Origin of the sequence: Patulibacter sp. NPDC049589 (genome assembly GCF_040675535.1) — a bacterium.
Taxonomy (GTDB): Bacteria; Actinomycetota; Thermoleophilia; order Solirubrobacterales; family Solirubrobacteraceae; genus Patulibacter.
Map to the genome: position 1 here is coordinate 11,801 of NZ_JBFAPC010000017.1, position 15,419 is coordinate 27,219.

Annotated in this window: 18 protein-coding genes and 1 riboswitch; of the genes, 10 read left to right on the forward strand and 8 right to left on the reverse strand. The window is 68.7% G+C overall.

The window, feature by feature from the left end; all coding sequences use genetic code 11:
* Window positions 1–3: 3 nt before the first annotated feature.
* From AB0L40_RS05100 to AB0L40_RS05115, 4 genes are all read right to left on the reverse strand, one after another.
* Window positions 4–633 (reverse strand): hypothetical protein, encoded by a 630-nt coding sequence (locus tag AB0L40_RS05100; RefSeq protein ID WP_364350158.1) that lies wholly within the window; start codon window positions 631–633, stop codon window positions 4–6.
* Window positions 634–788: 155 nt separating this feature from the next.
* Window positions 789–1,478 carry a DUF305 domain-containing protein gene (locus AB0L40_RS05105; protein ID WP_364350160.1) on the reverse strand — a complete coding sequence of 230 codons (690 nt, stop codon included), beginning with the start codon at window positions 1,476–1,478 and terminating at the stop codon, window positions 789–791.
* Between the two features lie 85 nt (window positions 1,479–1,563).
* Window positions 1,564–1,923: a hypothetical protein gene (locus AB0L40_RS05110; protein WP_364350162.1), complete on the reverse strand. Its 360-nt coding sequence runs from the start codon at window positions 1,921–1,923 to the stop codon at window positions 1,564–1,566.
* Window positions 1,924–2,161: 238 nt separating this feature from the next.
* A complete protein-coding gene (locus AB0L40_RS05115) occupies window positions 2,162–3,187 on the reverse strand; it encodes a C39 family peptidase (RefSeq protein ID WP_364350164.1) in 1,026 nt (341 codons plus the stop codon).
* Window positions 3,188–3,262: 75 nt separating this feature from the next.
* Between AB0L40_RS05115 and AB0L40_RS05120 the strand changes: the two genes are divergently transcribed.
* From AB0L40_RS05120 to AB0L40_RS05130, 3 genes are read left to right on the forward strand one after another with little or no spacing between them, the layout of a single operon-like run.
* On the forward strand, window positions 3,263–3,955 hold the full coding sequence (locus tag AB0L40_RS05120; protein WP_364350166.1) for a methyltransferase domain-containing protein: 693 nt from the start codon (window positions 3,263–3,265) through the stop codon (window positions 3,953–3,955).
* 52 nt (window positions 3,956–4,007) lie between these two features.
* Window positions 4,008–4,397, forward strand: coding sequence for a BlaI/MecI/CopY family transcriptional regulator (locus AB0L40_RS05125; protein WP_364350169.1), 390 nt, complete (start codon window positions 4,008–4,010; stop codon window positions 4,395–4,397).
* Window positions 4,394–5,350, forward strand: a complete 957-nt coding sequence (locus AB0L40_RS05130; protein ID WP_364350172.1) for a M56 family metallopeptidase — start codon at window positions 4,394–4,396, stop codon at window positions 5,348–5,350. Before AB0L40_RS05125 ends, AB0L40_RS05130 begins: the two co-directional genes overlap by 4 nt.
* Before the next feature lie 36 nt (window positions 5,351–5,386).
* Here the strand turns inward: AB0L40_RS05130 and AB0L40_RS05135 are convergent, their stop codons facing one another.
* Window positions 5,387–5,791: a four-helix bundle copper-binding protein gene (locus AB0L40_RS05135; protein ID WP_364350175.1), complete on the reverse strand. Its 405-nt coding sequence runs from the start codon at window positions 5,789–5,791 to the stop codon at window positions 5,387–5,389.
* Window positions 5,792–6,047: 256 nt separating this feature from the next.
* Window positions 6,048–6,190, forward strand: a riboswitch (cyclic di-AMP (ydaO/yuaA leader).
* 2 nt (window positions 6,191–6,192) lie between these two features.
* Between AB0L40_RS05135 and AB0L40_RS05140 the strand changes: the two genes are divergently transcribed.
* From AB0L40_RS05140 to AB0L40_RS05150, 3 genes are all read left to right on the forward strand, one after another.
* On the forward strand, window positions 6,193–6,978 hold the full coding sequence (locus tag AB0L40_RS05140; protein WP_364350178.1) for an NlpC/P60 family protein: 786 nt from the start codon (window positions 6,193–6,195) through the stop codon (window positions 6,976–6,978).
* Between the two features lie 119 nt (window positions 6,979–7,097).
* Complete coding sequence (locus AB0L40_RS05145; RefSeq protein WP_364350181.1) at window positions 7,098–8,252, forward strand: peptidoglycan-binding protein; 1,155 nt, start codon at window positions 7,098–7,100, stop codon at window positions 8,250–8,252.
* Between the two features lie 53 nt (window positions 8,253–8,305).
* Window positions 8,306–9,286: a L,D-transpeptidase gene (locus AB0L40_RS05150; protein ID WP_364350184.1), complete on the forward strand. Its 981-nt coding sequence runs from the start codon at window positions 8,306–8,308 to the stop codon at window positions 9,284–9,286.
* A gap of 53 nt (window positions 9,287–9,339) precedes the next feature.
* On the opposite strand, the gene AB0L40_RS05155 is transcribed toward AB0L40_RS05150, so the two are convergent.
* On the reverse strand, window positions 9,340–10,881 hold the full coding sequence (locus AB0L40_RS05155) for a multicopper oxidase family protein (RefSeq protein WP_364350187.1): 1,542 nt from the start codon (window positions 10,879–10,881) through the stop codon (window positions 9,340–9,342).
* A 377-nt stretch (window positions 10,882–11,258) separates the two neighbouring features.
* On the opposite strand from AB0L40_RS05155, the gene AB0L40_RS05160 reads away from it, so the two are divergent.
* The gene (locus AB0L40_RS05160; protein WP_364350190.1) at window positions 11,259–11,612 is read left to right on the forward strand and encodes a hypothetical protein; all 354 of its coding nucleotides are present in this window, start codon (window positions 11,259–11,261) and stop codon (window positions 11,610–11,612) included.
* Window positions 11,613–11,799: 187 nt separating this feature from the next.
* On the opposite strand, the gene AB0L40_RS05165 is transcribed toward AB0L40_RS05160, so the two are convergent.
* Together AB0L40_RS05165 and AB0L40_RS05170 are read right to left on the reverse strand one after the other, a co-directional pair.
* Window positions 11,800–11,949, reverse strand: coding sequence for a hypothetical protein (locus tag AB0L40_RS05165; RefSeq protein ID WP_364350193.1), 150 nt, complete (start codon window positions 11,947–11,949; stop codon window positions 11,800–11,802).
* 10 nt (window positions 11,950–11,959) lie between these two features.
* Complete coding sequence (locus AB0L40_RS05170; protein WP_364350196.1) at window positions 11,960–12,796, reverse strand: peptidoglycan DD-metalloendopeptidase family protein; 837 nt, start codon at window positions 12,794–12,796, stop codon at window positions 11,960–11,962.
* A gap of 508 nt (window positions 12,797–13,304) precedes the next feature.
* On the opposite strand from AB0L40_RS05170, the gene AB0L40_RS05175 reads away from it, so the two are divergent.
* From AB0L40_RS05175 to AB0L40_RS05185, 3 genes are all read left to right on the forward strand, one after another.
* A complete protein-coding gene (locus tag AB0L40_RS05175; RefSeq protein WP_364350198.1) occupies window positions 13,305–13,793 on the forward strand; it encodes a hypothetical protein in 489 nt (162 codons plus the stop codon).
* Between the two features lie 109 nt (window positions 13,794–13,902).
* Window positions 13,903–14,472, forward strand: coding sequence for an HU family DNA-binding protein (locus AB0L40_RS05180; protein ID WP_364350267.1), 570 nt, complete (start codon window positions 13,903–13,905; stop codon window positions 14,470–14,472).
* Window positions 14,357–15,277: a multicopper oxidase domain-containing protein gene (locus tag AB0L40_RS05185; RefSeq protein ID WP_364350201.1), complete on the forward strand. Its 921-nt coding sequence runs from the start codon at window positions 14,357–14,359 to the stop codon at window positions 15,275–15,277. The genes AB0L40_RS05180 and AB0L40_RS05185 overlap by 116 nt, the downstream gene beginning before the upstream one ends.
* The last annotated feature ends 142 nt before the right edge of the window (window positions 15,278–15,419 follow it).

A 15,419-nucleotide genomic window follows, 5' to 3' on the forward strand; every position in this document is an offset into this window, starting at 1 on the left:
GGTCTACTCCCGACCTCGAGGGGCACGCGATGCACTTTCGTGCCGTGCGGTCCAGGTATCGGCGCATGCCTGGGAGCAAAAGGCCGGCGATTTTGGGTCGCCCTCGATTCGCACGGCTTGGGTTGCGTCGACGGCGATGTGGCAGATCGGGTCGACGTCGAGGCGCTGTGAGGGGCCGACGTCGGTGACGCGTTGCGCGCGGTAGAGGCTGATCGGCGCGCTGGTCTCCCGTAGGAGGTGCTGGCCGATTCCGATGAAGTCGATCTGGCCGCGGTCGGTGGCTTGACGGGTACTGGAGGTGCAGAGCACCTGGCCGCGCTTCGCGTGGTCGGCCACCCGAGCAGCGGTCAGGGCTGCTGGGCCGGACCAACGTCCGGCGTCGAGCACCGCTGATCCCGTGTCCAGTCCGACGCGCACAGCCGGGTGGCCGTGGCGCGTGAACGCGTCGATGGCGTCGAGGCTGACGGTGACTGCGTCGGTTGCGCGAGCCATGCGCAGCACCACGGCGTCGCTGATCGTGTCGACGTACTCCCCGCCGTGGATCGTGAGGGCCTGGCGCAGATGTCTTGCCAGGTCGTCGGTTTGGACCTTGGTGCCGTGTACGTCTGCGAAGACGAACGTGTGTTGATTCATCGCGTCATCCGGGATGCGCGACCCCGAAGGGCCGGAAGGACTGAGGCAGCGGGTTGACGTGCACGACGCCAAATCGCTGCGGGGGTGCTGCGAAGGGACGCCACAGGGCGCCCCGGGTTTCGGGGCCGACAGCTGTCGACCCCGAAGCGGTCGGATCAGGCGGCGGGAACGCCGCCGGCGGGCGACGGGCTGCCGTACCACTGCTCGCGCCAGGAGTTCATCTGCGCGATCTCCTTCTTCTGCGCGGCGACGATCGCGGTGGCGATCTTCTTGAGCTCCGGGTCGTTGCCCTTTGCCAGCTCGGCGCGGGCCATGCGGATGGCGCCCTGGTGGTGGGGGATCATCTCGTCGATGAACGCCCGGTCAAACGGCTTGGCGTCCTTCAGTGCCCCCATCTTCATCGACATGCCCATGTCGTCCATGGAGAGACCGAGGGTCTTCGCGGCGGCGGTCATCGAGCCATGGCCCATCGACTCGCCGTCCATCGGCATCGCCGCGGGCGTCACATTCAGGCGCTTGGCGATCGCCTTCATCTGCGTGATCTCCGGCGCCTGTCCGGCGATGATCGACTTGCCGAGCTCGCGGATCTGCGACCGCTCGCCCTGGGCGGGGGCGTAGCCGGCCATCTCCACGGCCATCTCGTGGTGGGGGATCATCTGCGACACGAACGCCTTGTCGACGTCCGCCGCGGTCGCGGCGGTGGTGGTGGTCGACTTCGACATGCTGCTCATGTCGTGGCCGCCGTCGGCGGAGGTGCCGGAGTCGTCGGAGCCGCAGCCGGCCACGGCCAGCGCGCCGGTGAGCGCGAGCGCCAGGACGCCCGCTCGGGTGTTGAGGTGCTTCATGGGTGTAGGTCCTACGGTCGGGATCGATGGTGGTGCGCCTGCAAGGGAAGGCGCGGTCAGGACGTGCGGCTTGCGCACGTCCGGATCACCGTCGAAAGACCTCGAGATGTAGGAACAGCGCAACGGGTGGTCCCGCTCGAGCGCGGATGACCGGTGGGTGATGCGTCAGGGCGTCCGCGAGCCGGAGGATCGGCGGGGCCCCGACATGGGTGCGCCGGCGACGCCGGCGACGAACGCCGGCGTAGACCACGGCGATCGCGGTCCCGGCGGCGATGATGCCCAGGCACATCGCTGCGACGTGGTCGGAGTGCATGCCCTCCATCGACATGCCCTCGGGCATGGCGTGGTGGACGGCGATCGAGCCGCCGAGCCCTAGTACCACCAGCGCGATGAGCAGGCGGCGGCGCGAGCGCTGCAGCAGCGCCCGGATGCGCAGAGCGCTCACCGAGCCATCTCTCCAGAGACCACGTCGACACCGTGACACGCCGCGCGCCGCGGCGCGCGGCCGCAGGAGGTCGCGAACGGCATACCCATCAGGGGTAGGGTACCCGCCGAGGCTTCTGCGACGCTGAAGAATGCGCCAGGGAGAGTAGCCTGCACCCGGATCTCGTGCCAGGGGCCGCGGCGTGGCGCTGATCGTCGCTGCCGCCCGTGAGGGCCAACGGCCAGGATCATCCAGCGACTCATCCCTGGATTCCGCCGGTCGTTGCCAGCGCACGGCCGCCAAGCAGCCGCCACATCGCCTCGAATTGCTGTGACGTCCATCGCTCCGCGGTGCCCTGCAGCGGGTTGGACACCGAGATCGTCCCGTCACGGGTGATGCCATGCAGCACCACGGTGTGCTCGTTGTAGTTCACCTTGATCACCTTGCCCTCCGGCGAGGTCCAGCGGCCGTACGGTCCGTCGCCGAGCCCGATCCAGGCAAGCACCGCATGCCCGGTACGCAACCGCTGGTACAGCGCGTCGACGGTCTTGCCCGTCAGGTTCTCCAACGGCACCCTGTTGCGACGCGCCAGCGCAGCGACCGGGCCAGGATAGACACCGAACCCGCCGGCGACACCGCCACCATCGGCCCGGCCGACGTATCCGCGGTCCGGGTTGCCCCATCGCATGCCCGCACCGCTGCCGGTCGGATCAAGCGGCCCCGACCGCGGGAGTTGACGCTGCAGGGTGAGCTGGTCCCGCGTGGTGCCGACGGTACGCATGAGGATCGACAGCGCCGCGGTCTCGCAGTTGTTGCGCAGGCGCTGCTTGAGGATCGGGGCAGCGATCGTCGAGGCCACCGCTCGGCGGGGGACCTGCACCGCACCGCCGCCGAGCGTCGCGGCGCTCACCGCCGAACGGGCGCCCGCGTCCCGATCCAGGTCAAACGTCACTGTCGCTTGCCCAGCACGCACGCGCTCGGCAGCCGGGATGCGGTCAAGGACCGCTGCGCGCAGTGCGGACCGGTCCAGTCGGCCGTCGGCGCTGTAGCGCGCGACAGAGAACGCCCCGAGCTCCCGCCTGCCCGCCAGGACCCGCACGACCGCCGGCTCCTCCGCGGTGGTCGTCGTGACGGCCGTGCTGCGGGCCGGCTCGGCGTCGTTGGGCATCGAGGCCGCCCACGCCAGCACCGCGAGGCACAGCACGACCAGCAGGACGACGCCCGGGATCAGCAGCGGGTGATGTGCGGGCGCCGGACGAGCTGCACGCGGGGGTGGGGACGGCACCCATCAAATCCTACAGACCGTCGGACTTCGCTACGCTCCCCGGTCCAAGCCCTACAAGCTGTCGGAGTTGCAGCCATGAGCACCATGACCAAGAACTGGGATCGACACGTCATCGACGGCGAGGCCGTCGCCCGCTGTCCCGGGTTCCTCTCGCTGCGCGAACGGATCCTCGAGCTCGCGCAGCCCGAAAGCCATCACCGAGCCGTCGACGTCGGCTCGGGCACGGGCCTTTTGGCCCTTCCGCTTGCCGACCAGGTCGAGCACGTCTGGGCGGTCGACCTCTCCGCCGGCATGACCGACTACCTCCGCGCGAAGGCCTCCAGCGCCGGTCTGGAGAATCTCCAAGCCGTTGTGTCCTCCGCCGTCAGCCTGCCGCTCGTCGACGACGCGGTGGACCTCGTCGTCTCCAACTACTGCTTCCACCACCTCAACGACGCCGGCAAGCACCTCGCGATGCTCGAGGCCTGGCGCGTCCTGCGACCCGGCGGCCGCCTCGTCTTCGGCGACATGATGTTCGGCCTGGGCCTCGGTGACGCCCGGGACCGCGAGGTCGTGACGCAGAAGGTCCGCGCGATGCTCCGCAAGGGCGTGCCGGGAGTCGTGCGACTGCTGAAGAACGCCGGACGGGTCGCCAGCGGCCGCTGGGAGCACCCCGCGCGAGCGGAGTGGTGGGCCGACGAGCTCAGGCGCGCCGGATTCGTCGACGTCGGCGTCGAGGTGCTCGACCACGAGGGCGGCCTGGCCTGGGCGAAGAAGCCCACCCGATAGGCCCGCAGCGATCTCCCACGATCCGTAGGACTTGGGGTGCCATACTCGTCCGATGACCGACGGCGCCATTCAGGGCGAGCTGCAAGAGCAGATCATGATCGTCCTGTGGCACAACGGCGAAGGGACCGTCGAGCACGTCCGCGCCGGACTACCGGCCCGGCACCGCAGCGCCTACAGCACGGTGCAGACCGTGCTCAACCGTCTCGTCGATCGTGGTCTCCTCTCGCGGGAGCGGCGCGGCAAGACGTTCATCTACACCGCGAAGGTGACCGAAGGGCAGTACCTGTCGCGCTCCATCGAGCGCACCCTCGCAGGAGCGTCGCTCGAGGCCCGGCAGGCCGCGCTGGCGCAGCTGATCGGCACCATCGACACCGACGAGCTCTCCGCTCTGCAGGAGCAGGCCCGCCAGGCCACCGCCGCACGTGAGGCCCGCAGGCGGTGATCATTCTCCTGGCACTCCTGGTCGTCGTCGCGGTGCTGCTGCCGCACGTCGTGCCGCTGCGACGCGTGGCGCCGGCGACCGCCGCCACGCTCTGGGGCGTCGCGCTGGGCCTGCGGGCGCTGACCAGCGTCTTCGTCGCGCTCTACCTCGTCCTCTTCCTGCCGGCGACCGCGCTCTTTGACGCGATGACCCACTGGTGCTGGCACACGATCATCCCGATCGCCACCACCCACCTCGGCGTGGCCGGCCACCGCGTCGGCGACGCCGTGGCGATCTTCCCGATCTTCCTGCTGGCAGCGTCGGCGATCTCGCTGACCTTCGGGCTCGTCCGCGCCGCCCGGTCGATCCGACGACTGATCACCCGCGACGCCGTCGGACGCGGACCGGCCGACAGCGTGATCGTCGGCGGCCCCGACGTGTTCGTCGCGGCCGCCGGGTTCAGCAATCCGCGACTCGTGGTGTCCGCCGGCGCCCTGACGCAGCTGGACGACGAGGAGCTCGCCGCCGGAATCGATCACGAGCACGGCCACATCCGCAGGCGCCACCGCTTCGTCGTCCTCTACGCCGAGGCGTGCCGCGCATTGGCGCGTTTCATTCCGGGAACGAAGCATGCGGTTTCGCAGCTGCGCTTCCATCTCGAACGTGACGCCGACGCTTGGGCGCTCGCCCGCCAGCACGACCGCTTCGCCCTCGCGAGCGCGATCTGCAAAGCGACGATCTCGCAGAACCCGGCCGTCGCGCCGCTGGGTGGAGGCCGCGACGTCCGCGACCGCGTCGACGAACTGCTCAGCGGCCACCGGACACCCGGAGCGCTGCGCCGCAGCGCCCTGAACACCACCGCAGCACTGGGCGTCGTCCTGCTGCTCGGTCTGACGGCCTCGGTGCCCAGTGTCATCGCCGCCGGCCAGCAGCAGGCAAACGGCGCGCCCGTCCCGCACGCCTGCGACGGCTGACCACCGGGCGGCCGCGCGGAGCGCCTCAGCTGCGGCTCAGGCGATCGCGGCCGCCAAGTCGTTGCAGGCCTGCTCGCACGCCCGGCACGATGCCGCGCAGATGCGGCAGTGTGCGTGCATCTGGGCGTGGCGCTCGCACTCGTCGCCGCAGGCGCGGCAGGCTGCCGCGCACGCCTGCAGGATCGCCACGGAGACGTTCGCGTCGTACGCCGTCTGGCGACCGGCGACCCGCCCGGCCGCCGTGCACACGTCGGCGCAGTCCTGATTGAGCCGGATGCACTTGGCCAACTCGGCGGCCATCTCCTCGCCGAGGCACGCATCGGCGCATGCGGTGCACGTCTGCGCGCACTCCAAGCACGCATCGACGCAGCGAGCGATCGCCGCGCCGTCGACGGCGAAGGCCTGCGGGTGGGTTTCGAGCATCTGCTGGGCGTTGGACATAAGGGCTCCTGTCATGGGGAGGGGTGGAGACGGCGCTCGTCCCGGCGTTCAGACCGGTTCCGCGCCTCGCCGCCGTGCTACCCGGATGGGCTAGCGCCATGAGCCTGAATCGATGGACTGTCGGACTTCCACGCGGTGTCGCAGCGGGGCGGCGAGCTGGCGCAAGGCTCGGTGGATGCGCCCATCCATCGACGACCGAGGGCCGTTTACTCCTACGAATCGTCGGAGGCTGATGCGCGGGGCGTCCTGGGGTGTTATCTTGCGGACGCCGAGTCGCTCGAACGGTTTCGAGCGAACGGGGGACCCAAGTGGTTTTGGGGCTAATCCACGCGTTTGTGGAGGCGCTGTCTTTCTGCGCCAGCCCGTCAGCTAACCCCGTAGGCCATCGAAAGAGAGCGCCTGTGAAGCAGTTCACCCGCGGCATCGTCTTGGCCGCCAGCATCACCCTCGGGGCCCTGCCGGCCAGCGCCATGGCGCAGAGCCCCAGCGGCGGAACGCCGGCTGCACCGCCGGCCGCTACCGCAGCGCCCGCCCCGGCGCCTCCTGCGTCACCGGACCCGGACCTCACGGTCAAGACGGTAAAGCTCACGCGCTCACAGACCAAGAGCGTGCAACGCCGCGTCAAGGTCCGCCCGGACGGCGCGCTCGGAACGGGAACCCGCACCGCCCTGAAGCGGTACCAGCGCACCAAGCAGCTCGTTCCCACCGGCCGCCCGAACCTGCAGACCCTTCATGCGATGGAGCTCAAGTTCGCTGCCGCGATCGAGGCGAAGCTCCGATCTGATGCTGCACCACAGACGGCTGCTCCCGGGCCCGCCGCCGCGCAGGCCGTCCAGGCCGCGATGAGCCAGGCCGGCACCCCGTACGAGTACGGCGGCGACGGCCCCGGCGGCTTTGATTGCTCCGGCCTGACGATGTGGGCCTACGCCCAGGCGGGCGTGACGCTGCCGCACTACAGCTTCGACCAGTTCACCATGGGCGAGCCCGTCGAGCGCGACGCGATCCAGCCGGGAGACCTCGTCTTCTTCGACACCGCCGGCCCCGGGGCCTCCGACGTCGGAATCGCCACGGGCCCGACCACCGTCGTCTCCGCCACCAGCAGCCGCGGTGTCCTCGAGCACGAGACCTTCGACGACTACTGGGGCAGCCACTACGTCGGCGCTCGCCGCCTCGCCCCCGCAGGCTGAGCGACCAGCACCCACCCCACCCGCCGGGGCTCCACAGGGCCCCAGGCGCCGGGGGGATGACGACGTCCACGCAGCCCGTCCGCAGACGGGCAACCGGAACGAATCAGGAGAAGACCGAGATGGCACCGACGACCGGCACGAAGACGACAACCACGGAGTTGTGGCGCATCGGGATCCCCGACGAGTCCTACGCCTTCCGGGCCCCTCGACCCGGGCACCGCGACCTCGGCGAGCTCGAGTTCTGGGAGCGCTCCACCGTCCGCTCCCGCCTGCGCCGCGAGACCGCAGCCGCACGCAAGGTCGGGGTCAAGCAGGGCGCGCGATCAAAGCTCGCGATGGCACTCGTCGGCGTGACGCTCGCCGTTCCCGCCACCGAGGCCGTCACCGCCGGCACCGCGCAGGCCGCACCCGTCACCGACTCCGTCCTCAAACGCGGCGACAGCGGCTCCCGCGTCGCCGCCCTGCAGCGCGCCCTGGGCATCACCGCCGACGGCGAGTTCGGCACCCAGACCCACAAAGCCGTCCGCGCCTTCCAACGCTCAAACGGTCTGGCGATCGACGGCGTCGTCGGAGCGCAGACCGCCGCGAAGCTCGGACTAGGGAGCGCCGCGAAGAAGGCATCGGCGACCACCAAGGCCAGCTCCCGGGCGAGCACCAGTGACGCCGCTGACCCCGGCCTCTCCACGGCGACCGTCCGTGCGATCCAGGGCAAGCTCGGGATCGCTGTCGACGGCGAGTGGGGCCCCCAGACACGCAGCGCCGTTCGCGACTACCAGCGCGAGCACGGGCTGCAGGTCGACGGCGTCCCCGGCCCCGCGACCCTGAGCAGCCTCGGCATCCGCGCCTCGCCCGGCACCCCCGACAACGACAGCGCGCCCAGCGCCGCATCGTCCACCGCGAGCAGCTCCAGCAACGGGGGCGGCGGAGCGATCTCCGCAGCGCGCTCCAAGACCGGCGCGCCGTACTCCTACGGAGCGACCGGGCCGTCCTCCTTCGACTGCTCCGGCCTGGTCCAGTGGGCGTTCAAGCAAGCCGGAGTGTCGCTGCCGCGCACGAGCTTCGCGCAGTACGGCGAAGGCAGCACGGTGTCGAAGGGCAACATCCGCGCCGGCGACCTCGTCTTCTTCAACACCGCCGGACCCGGCGCCTCGGACGTCGGGATCGCCACCGGCCCGACGACCGTGATCTCCGCAACCAGCAGCCGTGGAGTCATGGAGCACCCCATCTTCGACAGCTATTGGGGCTCTCACTTCGTCGGTGCGAAGCGGATTTAGCGCCACGGCACCCCAAGTCCTACAACGTGTCGGGGATGCGGTAGCGTTCGCCTATGCCGATTCGCCACCTCACCGCCCGCTGCACGGCCGCTGCGGCGGGCGTCGCGTTTGCATCTGCATTCCTCGCCCCGACCGCCTCGGGCCAGACCGCGGCGGCGCCCATCACCAGCAGTCTGCAGATTGTCGTCGAGAAGCCCGCGGGCACTCCCGTCCTTCAGGGCGACAGATGGACGGTGCTCGCCGTTACCCCTCAATACGTCGCCGGCACCACCGTCCGGGTGAGCTTCACCGCCGGTGCTCGCCGGGTTACTGAATCAGTACCGCTGCAAGTCGCAGGCGACAGCGCTCGCGGCATCGCGCGCCTTCCGATCCCCGATCGTTTGCGCCGCGCCGCCCGGGTCGTCGTTCGGGCTGAGATTCCCGACGGCCAACCGGTCGCGGCGACGGCCGCCCCGACAACGATCGTCTCGCAGGTTCCGACCACGCTACGCCCAGGGGCCCGCGGACTTGGCACGCGAGTCCTTCAGCAGATGCTGACCCGCAACGCCTACGTCGTCGGCAGGGAAGGCGTCTATGACGCCCGGACGCAACGCGCCGTCCTCGCGCTGCGAAAAGTTTCGGGGCTCCAGGCAAGTACCGCCGCGACCCCCGGAGTGTTCCGCACTCTGCGCGCCGGCAAGGGCCGCATCGCGGTGAAGTTCCCGACGCACGGACGCCATATCGAGGTCGACGTCGACCGGCGCGTGTTGATCGAGGTCGACGGTGGCAAGCCGCTGCGCATCTTCCATACCTCCCCTGGCAAACCCTCGACTCCAACGATCCGTGGGTCGTTCCGGGTCTACCGCAAGGACCCCGGCACCAACGCGCTGGGGATGTTCAAGTCCTCGTACTTCATCCGCGGCTATGCCGTGCACGGCTATCCGTCGGTTCCTGCCGGCTACAGCGCCAGCCACGGATGCCTGCGCGTCCCGATGGCCGACGCAGCATCGATCTACGCGTTCATGACGCTCGGCATGCCCGTCGACACCTACTAAACGACCGCGAGCCGGGAATGCCGCGGGACGGTCCGCGGCATTGCCTGCGGCAGTCAGGCGAGGAGGACCTTGCGCATCATGCCGGCCTCCTGGTGGTAGACGTTGTGGCAGTGAAACGCCCAGGCTCCCGGGTTGTCCGCAACCCAGTCAACGCTCACCGTCCGCATCGGAGGGACGATGATCGTGTCCTTCAACGCCGCGCCCGGACCGGTCCGAAAGGAGTGGCCATGCAGGTGCATCGGGTGGGGCATCATCGTTCGATTTCGCATCACGAAACGTTGAGCACGGCCTCGTCGAAGGGCGATCGCTGGTGCTTTGGAGAAGACCTCGCCACCCATCGCCCATCGGTAGGGAGCGGCCATCGTCAGGTCGACGTTGGTGACCTGCGGATCGGCCCCAGGGAGCTCGCCGGCCTCCCCGGCGTCTCGCAGATCGCGGTAGTCCAGGATACGGCGCGGCATGGAGTACCCACCGGCGAGATCAGGGGCTCTCGGGCCTGTGCCGGTCGGTCGCAGCACGGCGAGCGCGCGCCCCGGCTTTCCCAGCGGTATCGCCAGGATCCGACGGGGAGTGCTGCTGTCGGTGGTGTCGACCAGGACGTCGTAGCGCTCTCCCATGCCGAGCACCAGAGCGTCGGTCGTGACGTGGTCGACCTGCTGACCGTCACTGTGGGTGACGGTCAACGTCTGTCCTTCCACGAAGAAGCAAAAGGTCGTGTCCGCGGCCGCGTTGATGATCCGAAGACGTGTGCGTTGCCCTTTCCTCGTGGGCACCTGGTGCGGGTTTTCGGGCGACCGGCCGTTGATCAGGAAGAGCGGATACGTCACGTCGCCAACGTCGACGCGTTTGGCCTCCATCTGGTTGGCCAGGCCAGCAAGACTGCCGACCGAAGCGGCTCCTCCCGCAAGACCTGTATGCGTGCCCCGCGTATCCGAGGCGCCGGATGCAGAGCCGCTGCCCATCTGCATCGCCATCCCCGCCTCCTGGAGGGCTTTGAGCTGCTGATCGGGAGAACCGGTGACGCCGTCGAGCCAGTCGTCCAGGACCAGGACCGCCTCTTCGTCGTAGGACAGCTCCTCTCGGCGCGCGTCGACGATGAGCGCGCCATAGAGGCCGCGGTCCAACTGGGTGCCGACGTGGGTGTGAAAGAAGTAGGTCCCGGCGTCCGGCGGTGTGAACTCGTAGAGATGCGATTCGCCAGGCGCGATCGGATCCTGCGTGAAGCCGGGCACCCCATCCGCATCGTTTTGCAGACGGATGCCGTGCCAGTGGACCGACGTAGCCTGCGGAAGATCGTTGTCCACGCGGATCCGTACCGGCCGACCTTGGGTCAGGCGCACCTCCGGGCCCGGCAGCCTGTCGTTGAACGTCCAAGTCGCCGCTCGACGCGACCCAAACTCGACCGTCGTGGTCTTCGGTCGGAGAATGACGTCGGCCCGCGGCCGCGCCGCCGAAGGCTCCGACAACAAATCCGCAATCGCATAACCGCCGAGCGACAAGCCGCCCACGGCCCCAATACCAGCAGCCAGCGCCTGCCGTCGACTCAACATCGAACCCCGTTCGTCATTGGTCGCGCGATCAGTGAGACGAGCCATAACTCCTACAGCATGTAGACCGTTGCCGAACGGCGCGTAAAGCGACCGGAAGCACAGGCGAAAGGAGCGGAGTGCGGATCGTCGACCGAAGAGGGACCAATCGCGGATCCGTCGTCGACGTTGCGCCAACTCCGACAGAGTGTAAGAGAGATGCTACGGTCATCTCGCGCGTCGGGGAAGGGACACCGGGGGGCGCGAGCCCCATCGGGAGTCTTCGGCGCGCTTGCAAGGGATAGGTAAGCGAAGCCCGCGCAGGCTCGTGCCGGCGACTCCGTGGCACAGGTGACGGAACCCTGAGTCGCCGCTTCCGCGGGATTCCTACGGCTCCACGAGAAGCGCGGGCTTCGCCTACCGCCACAACGCGACGAACCAAGAGAATGACCGACCTCACCTCACCGTCCGCACGCGCGCGGCGCCTGCTCAACGCCATAGCGGTCGTCGCTGTCGTCGACTTCGCGTTGCTGATTCCGCTGGCTCTTGGCTTCCTCGGCCTTGTCGAGACCAAGTCGTTCGTATCCGCCCTGGGCATGGTGCACGGGGTGGGCTTCCTGGCCTTGCTCGCCATGACCGGCCAGGGCGCCCGTCGGAAATGGTGGGGGTGGTGGTTCCCGGCCATCACGGTCATTACCGGGGGAGCGATCGGGTCGCTCGTGGGGGATGCCCTCGTACGTCGTGGCCTCAGGCACGACCTCGACGTGCCGCCGTTGGCGAACGAGATCGGCCGCCGATGACCACCACGATCCGTCAGCGCAGGCGCCCAGCGGGTCTTCGACTCGTCCTCGTTCTGTTCATCGCCGTTTTGGTCACGGTCGTGACCACCTTCGTCGTACTGGGCATCCGATCGGACCGTTTGAACGATCGCGAAACGTCGACCGCTCGGACTCTCCCGCGGGCCGCGCCAGCGCCGTGAGCGGCGAGCTAAGGCATCTGCATTCCCGGGGCCATGGTGCCGCCAGAACCGTCGGATTGAGTGCTGTTGAGGCTTTTCAACGACGTGCCTAGGAGCACCGCCACGAACAGGACGATGATGATGATCACCAGCAGGCGATTGCGTGCGTGAGGAGCCACGTTCAGGTTCCTAGAGGTAGCCCATGGGATCGCGGGGGGTGCCATTCACCCGCGTCTCGAAATGCAGGTGTGGTCCGGTGCTGATCCCGGTGTTGCCGGCCGCCGCGATGACTTCGCCCTGATCGACGCGTTGCCCGGGGCGCACGTTCAGCCGCGAGTTGTGGGCGTAACAGGTCGAAAGGCTCCCGGCGTGACTGATGCAGACGTAATTCCCGTACGCCCCGACGACCGCCGCGATCGTGACGGTCCCCGCGAGCGCAGCCCGCACCGGTGTGCCGGTCGGGACCGCGATATCGATCCCAGCATGCAGGCGTCCCCAGCGCGGTCCGAATGGAGACGTCAGCTGACCATTGACCGGCCAGATCAACGCCCCTGTGCCTCGCTTCACCGGCCCCGCTGCCGAGGACGCCTCCGGCGTGTCCGGTTGGGCACGCGCAGCAGCCCGCATGAGCGTAGTTCGGACGCGCGCCTGCTGCCGCTGCATCGCCTCCAAATCGCCCCGAAGCTCCCGGCTGCGGAGGCGAACACCTCGAAGGATCCGCGCACGTTGGTTGCGAACGGAAACGACACCTGCGCGGAAGCGTTCCACCCGAACTCTGACGGCGGCGATCTCATCTCGTCGGGTGCGGATCCGCTGGGTGCTTGCACGTCTTTGGGCTTCGGTGCGAGCCAGGGTGCGCTCAGCTTGCGCAGCCTCACTGCGCGCCGTCGAGACTGCCCCCATGACGCGCGCGTCTTGGCGGTGGATCGTTGCCAAGAACTCGGCGCGCTCGACCAGATCGGTGAATCCGTTGCTGTTGAGGACGACACCGACCAGGTCGGGCTTGTCGGCTTGGTAGAGCTCCACAAGACGCGCAGCGAGGACGCGCCGCGACGTCCTTAGACGCGCACGCAGCCGTACCAGCCTGCGGCGCTGGCCCCTCAGCGCGGTCTGGGCGCGCTGAAGAGCGCCCTCACTCGTCCCGAGGTCTTCCTCGGCGTCTCGCTGACGCGTCCGTAGGACTCCCACTCGGCCCTCGAGCTCACGGACCCGGGCCGAATACCGTGCGACGTCGGTGGTCAACACCCGCGCACGGCCCTGCTGGCGCGTGAGGCGCTCACGCGTCGCACCGATCCTCCCGGCTAGCGATTGCTGAGCGGCGTCGGAGAACGAGGTCGACACAAGCGGTACGGAAAGCAGCGCCACCAACACGACGACGAGGCGTCGGACAAGAGGATGCTGAGAAGGCGGCAACGAGGACTCGATCTTTCGGATCCGAGGGGCAGAGGTGCTGGTAGCCCCTAATGCGGAAGGCGGCGAAGTAAGTGTGCAGCAAGCTCCGACGCCCTGTCGGACCAGGAGCTATTATCGCCCGATGGACCGCTCGACTGGCTCGCCCGCGTTGCCCCGTGATCTGGCATTGCAACTGGGCTCGTGGCCCAGGCGACGATGGGCGGCAACTTTGCTTGCAGGGGGCGCAGCCGCCCTGGTCATCGGCATACCGACGGGTGTCGTCCCCTCGTCGCTCTATCACCGGATGACACCGGTTACGTGGTGGGATTACCCCATCTGGGTGGTCACCGCGACCCTGATGGGGCTGACCGCGGCGACCTACGTCGGTATCCGTGGTCGCGAGTCAAGCGCCCCCGCGAAAGGAGGGGCCGGCGGCTCACTGCTCGCCTTCTTCGCGATCGGCTGCCCAATCTGCAACAAGCTGGTCGTCGCCCTATTCGGCGTCACGGGGACCTTGAACTACTTCGGACCCCTGCAGCCAGTGCTCGGCGTCCTCAGTGTCGCGCTTCTCACCTTGGGACTGGCGATCCGCCTCCGCGGCGAAGTCTCCTGCCCAGTCTCGCCGCGGTAGGTGACTACCGGGCAATGCGAGATCCCTCCGCGCATGCCCACGGAGTGAGCGGCCGGCGGCTGGAAGACCCGCGAACGATCACACCGGCGGTACGCTCGTCGGCCGCAAGCTGGTCGGTAGCCGGCACGTCGTGGTGACCGGCTTTTCACGGTTCTGCACCAGGGAGCGTGCTGCTCGCCGAGCTCGCGATTGCGTCACGGGGGAGGTGATCCAGATCGGCGCCCGCGCCACGAAGAAGTTCGCCGCGGCACGGGCCTTAAGGCGCGAGTTCACCCGGAGTTCGCCGGTTCCAAGCCAGCGTAACGGAACCGGATGTGGTGCTTGGGTCCTCAGCTTTGGGGTAAACCTCCTACGCGGTGTCGGACAACGACACCAAGATACGACCCCAACCCGAGATGAATCCTATGAGGCCGCAGCGTTTCGTGCCCTTGGCCGTTTTGGCCATCGCAGCTCTTATTTTCCCGGCGGTCCCTATCGGACTCGAGGGCGGTCCGACGCCGGCCCAGGCAAGCTCGAGCTCCTCGCGGGCGGTCCGACCGCGGACGCCGGTAACCCCGAGCGTCATGACCCTGAACGGTTCGTTGCGCGGCAACACACGGACCTTCGAGCTGACGGCCGCCCAGTTCCGCCAGCGGATCGCGGGCTTCCCGATCAAGAACGTCCAGGTGTGGGGCTATAACGGATCCACTCCCGGGCCGACGCTCGTCGCTCGCGAGGGGGAGCGCATCCGAGTGGTGGTGCGCAACGACTTGCCCGAGCCCACGACCGTCCACTTTCACGGTGCCGGCGCGCCGAACAGCGACGATGGCGTCGCCGGCATCAGCCAGCCGAACCCGATCGCGATCGGCAAGAGCCACACGTATGAGTTCGCGCTGCGCCGCGCTGGCACGTTCGCTTATCACTCTCACACCAAGTCCGCCGTTCAGGAGCTGCGTGGCCTGGACGGCTTTCTCATCGTGCAGCCGCGCACCGTGCCTGCAGCGCAGCGGGTCGATCGCGACTACGCGATGGTCCTGCAGCAGTTCGCGCCGCCCGGCGAGGGGGAGCTGGTTGCGCCATTTCCGCCCGGGACCGGCGATTTTCCGTTCTCCACCATCAATGGCAAGACCGGCGACGCGTCGGGCCACGCCCTGACCGTGCGGCTGGGCGAGAAGGTCCGCATTCGGCTGTACAACGCCTCCAACCTCTCCCACTCCATGCACCTGCACGGCATGCCATTCGAGGAGACCGCGAAGAACGGTTACGCCATACCGCGTGCCGCGCGGTCGCCGGAAACGGTCGTGAACCTCGCGCCGGGCGAGTTCATCGATATTGAGTTTCGTGTGACCAGGCCGGGCAATTGGATCTTCCATTGCCACGTGCCCCACCACACCTCAAACAAGATGATGGACGGCTATCACGGCGCTCCAGTCGGCATGACGCGCATCTTCCATACGAAGGGGTACCGCCCGGTCCCGTCCGAGTACTTCGGGTACCGCGGCTGACGGGGCGCGAACCGAACGAGCACGTCGCGGGGCTAGAACTCGCGGCGGCGGCTCAACTGCGGCGGTGTCTGTCCGCGCCGACGGTCCCGGTCAGGCAGTCGCAGGCATCGAGTGCGGCCAAGCTCCCTAGCGGGCGAGTTCC

What these genes read in the sequence shown, in the direction of transcription:
- AB0L40_RS05100 (WP_364350158.1), bottom strand. Translation starts at nt 633, where the DNA reads ATGAATCAACACACGTTCGTCTTCGCAGACGTACACGGCACCAAGGTC.
- AB0L40_RS05105 (WP_364350160.1), bottom strand. Translation starts at nt 1,478, where the DNA reads ATGAAGCACCTCAACACCCGAGCGGGCGTCCTGGCGCTCGCGCTCACC.
- AB0L40_RS05120 (WP_364350166.1), top strand. Translation starts at nt 3,263, where the DNA reads ATGAGCACCATGACCAAGAACTGGGATCGACACGTCATCGACGGCGAG.
- AB0L40_RS05125 (WP_364350169.1), top strand. Translation starts at nt 4,008, where the DNA reads ATGACCGACGGCGCCATTCAGGGCGAGCTGCAAGAGCAGATCATGATC.
- AB0L40_RS05135 (WP_364350175.1), bottom strand. Translation starts at nt 5,791, where the DNA reads ATGTCCAACGCCCAGCAGATGCTCGAAACCCACCCGCAGGCCTTCGCC.
- AB0L40_RS05145 (WP_364350181.1), top strand. Translation starts at nt 7,098, where the DNA reads ATGGCACCGACGACCGGCACGAAGACGACAACCACGGAGTTGTGGCGC.
- AB0L40_RS05150 (WP_364350184.1), top strand. Translation starts at nt 8,306, where the DNA reads ATGCCGATTCGCCACCTCACCGCCCGCTGCACGGCCGCTGCGGCGGGC.
- AB0L40_RS05155 (WP_364350187.1), bottom strand. Translation starts at nt 10,881, where the DNA reads ATGGCTCGTCTCACTGATCGCGCGACCAATGACGAACGGGGTTCGATG.
- AB0L40_RS05160 (WP_364350190.1), top strand. Translation starts at nt 11,259, where the DNA reads ATGACCGACCTCACCTCACCGTCCGCACGCGCGCGGCGCCTGCTCAAC.
- AB0L40_RS05175 (WP_364350198.1), top strand. Translation starts at nt 13,305, where the DNA reads ATGGACCGCTCGACTGGCTCGCCCGCGTTGCCCCGTGATCTGGCATTG.
- AB0L40_RS05185 (WP_364350201.1), top strand. Translation starts at nt 14,357, where the DNA reads ATGACCCTGAACGGTTCGTTGCGCGGCAACACACGGACCTTCGAGCTG.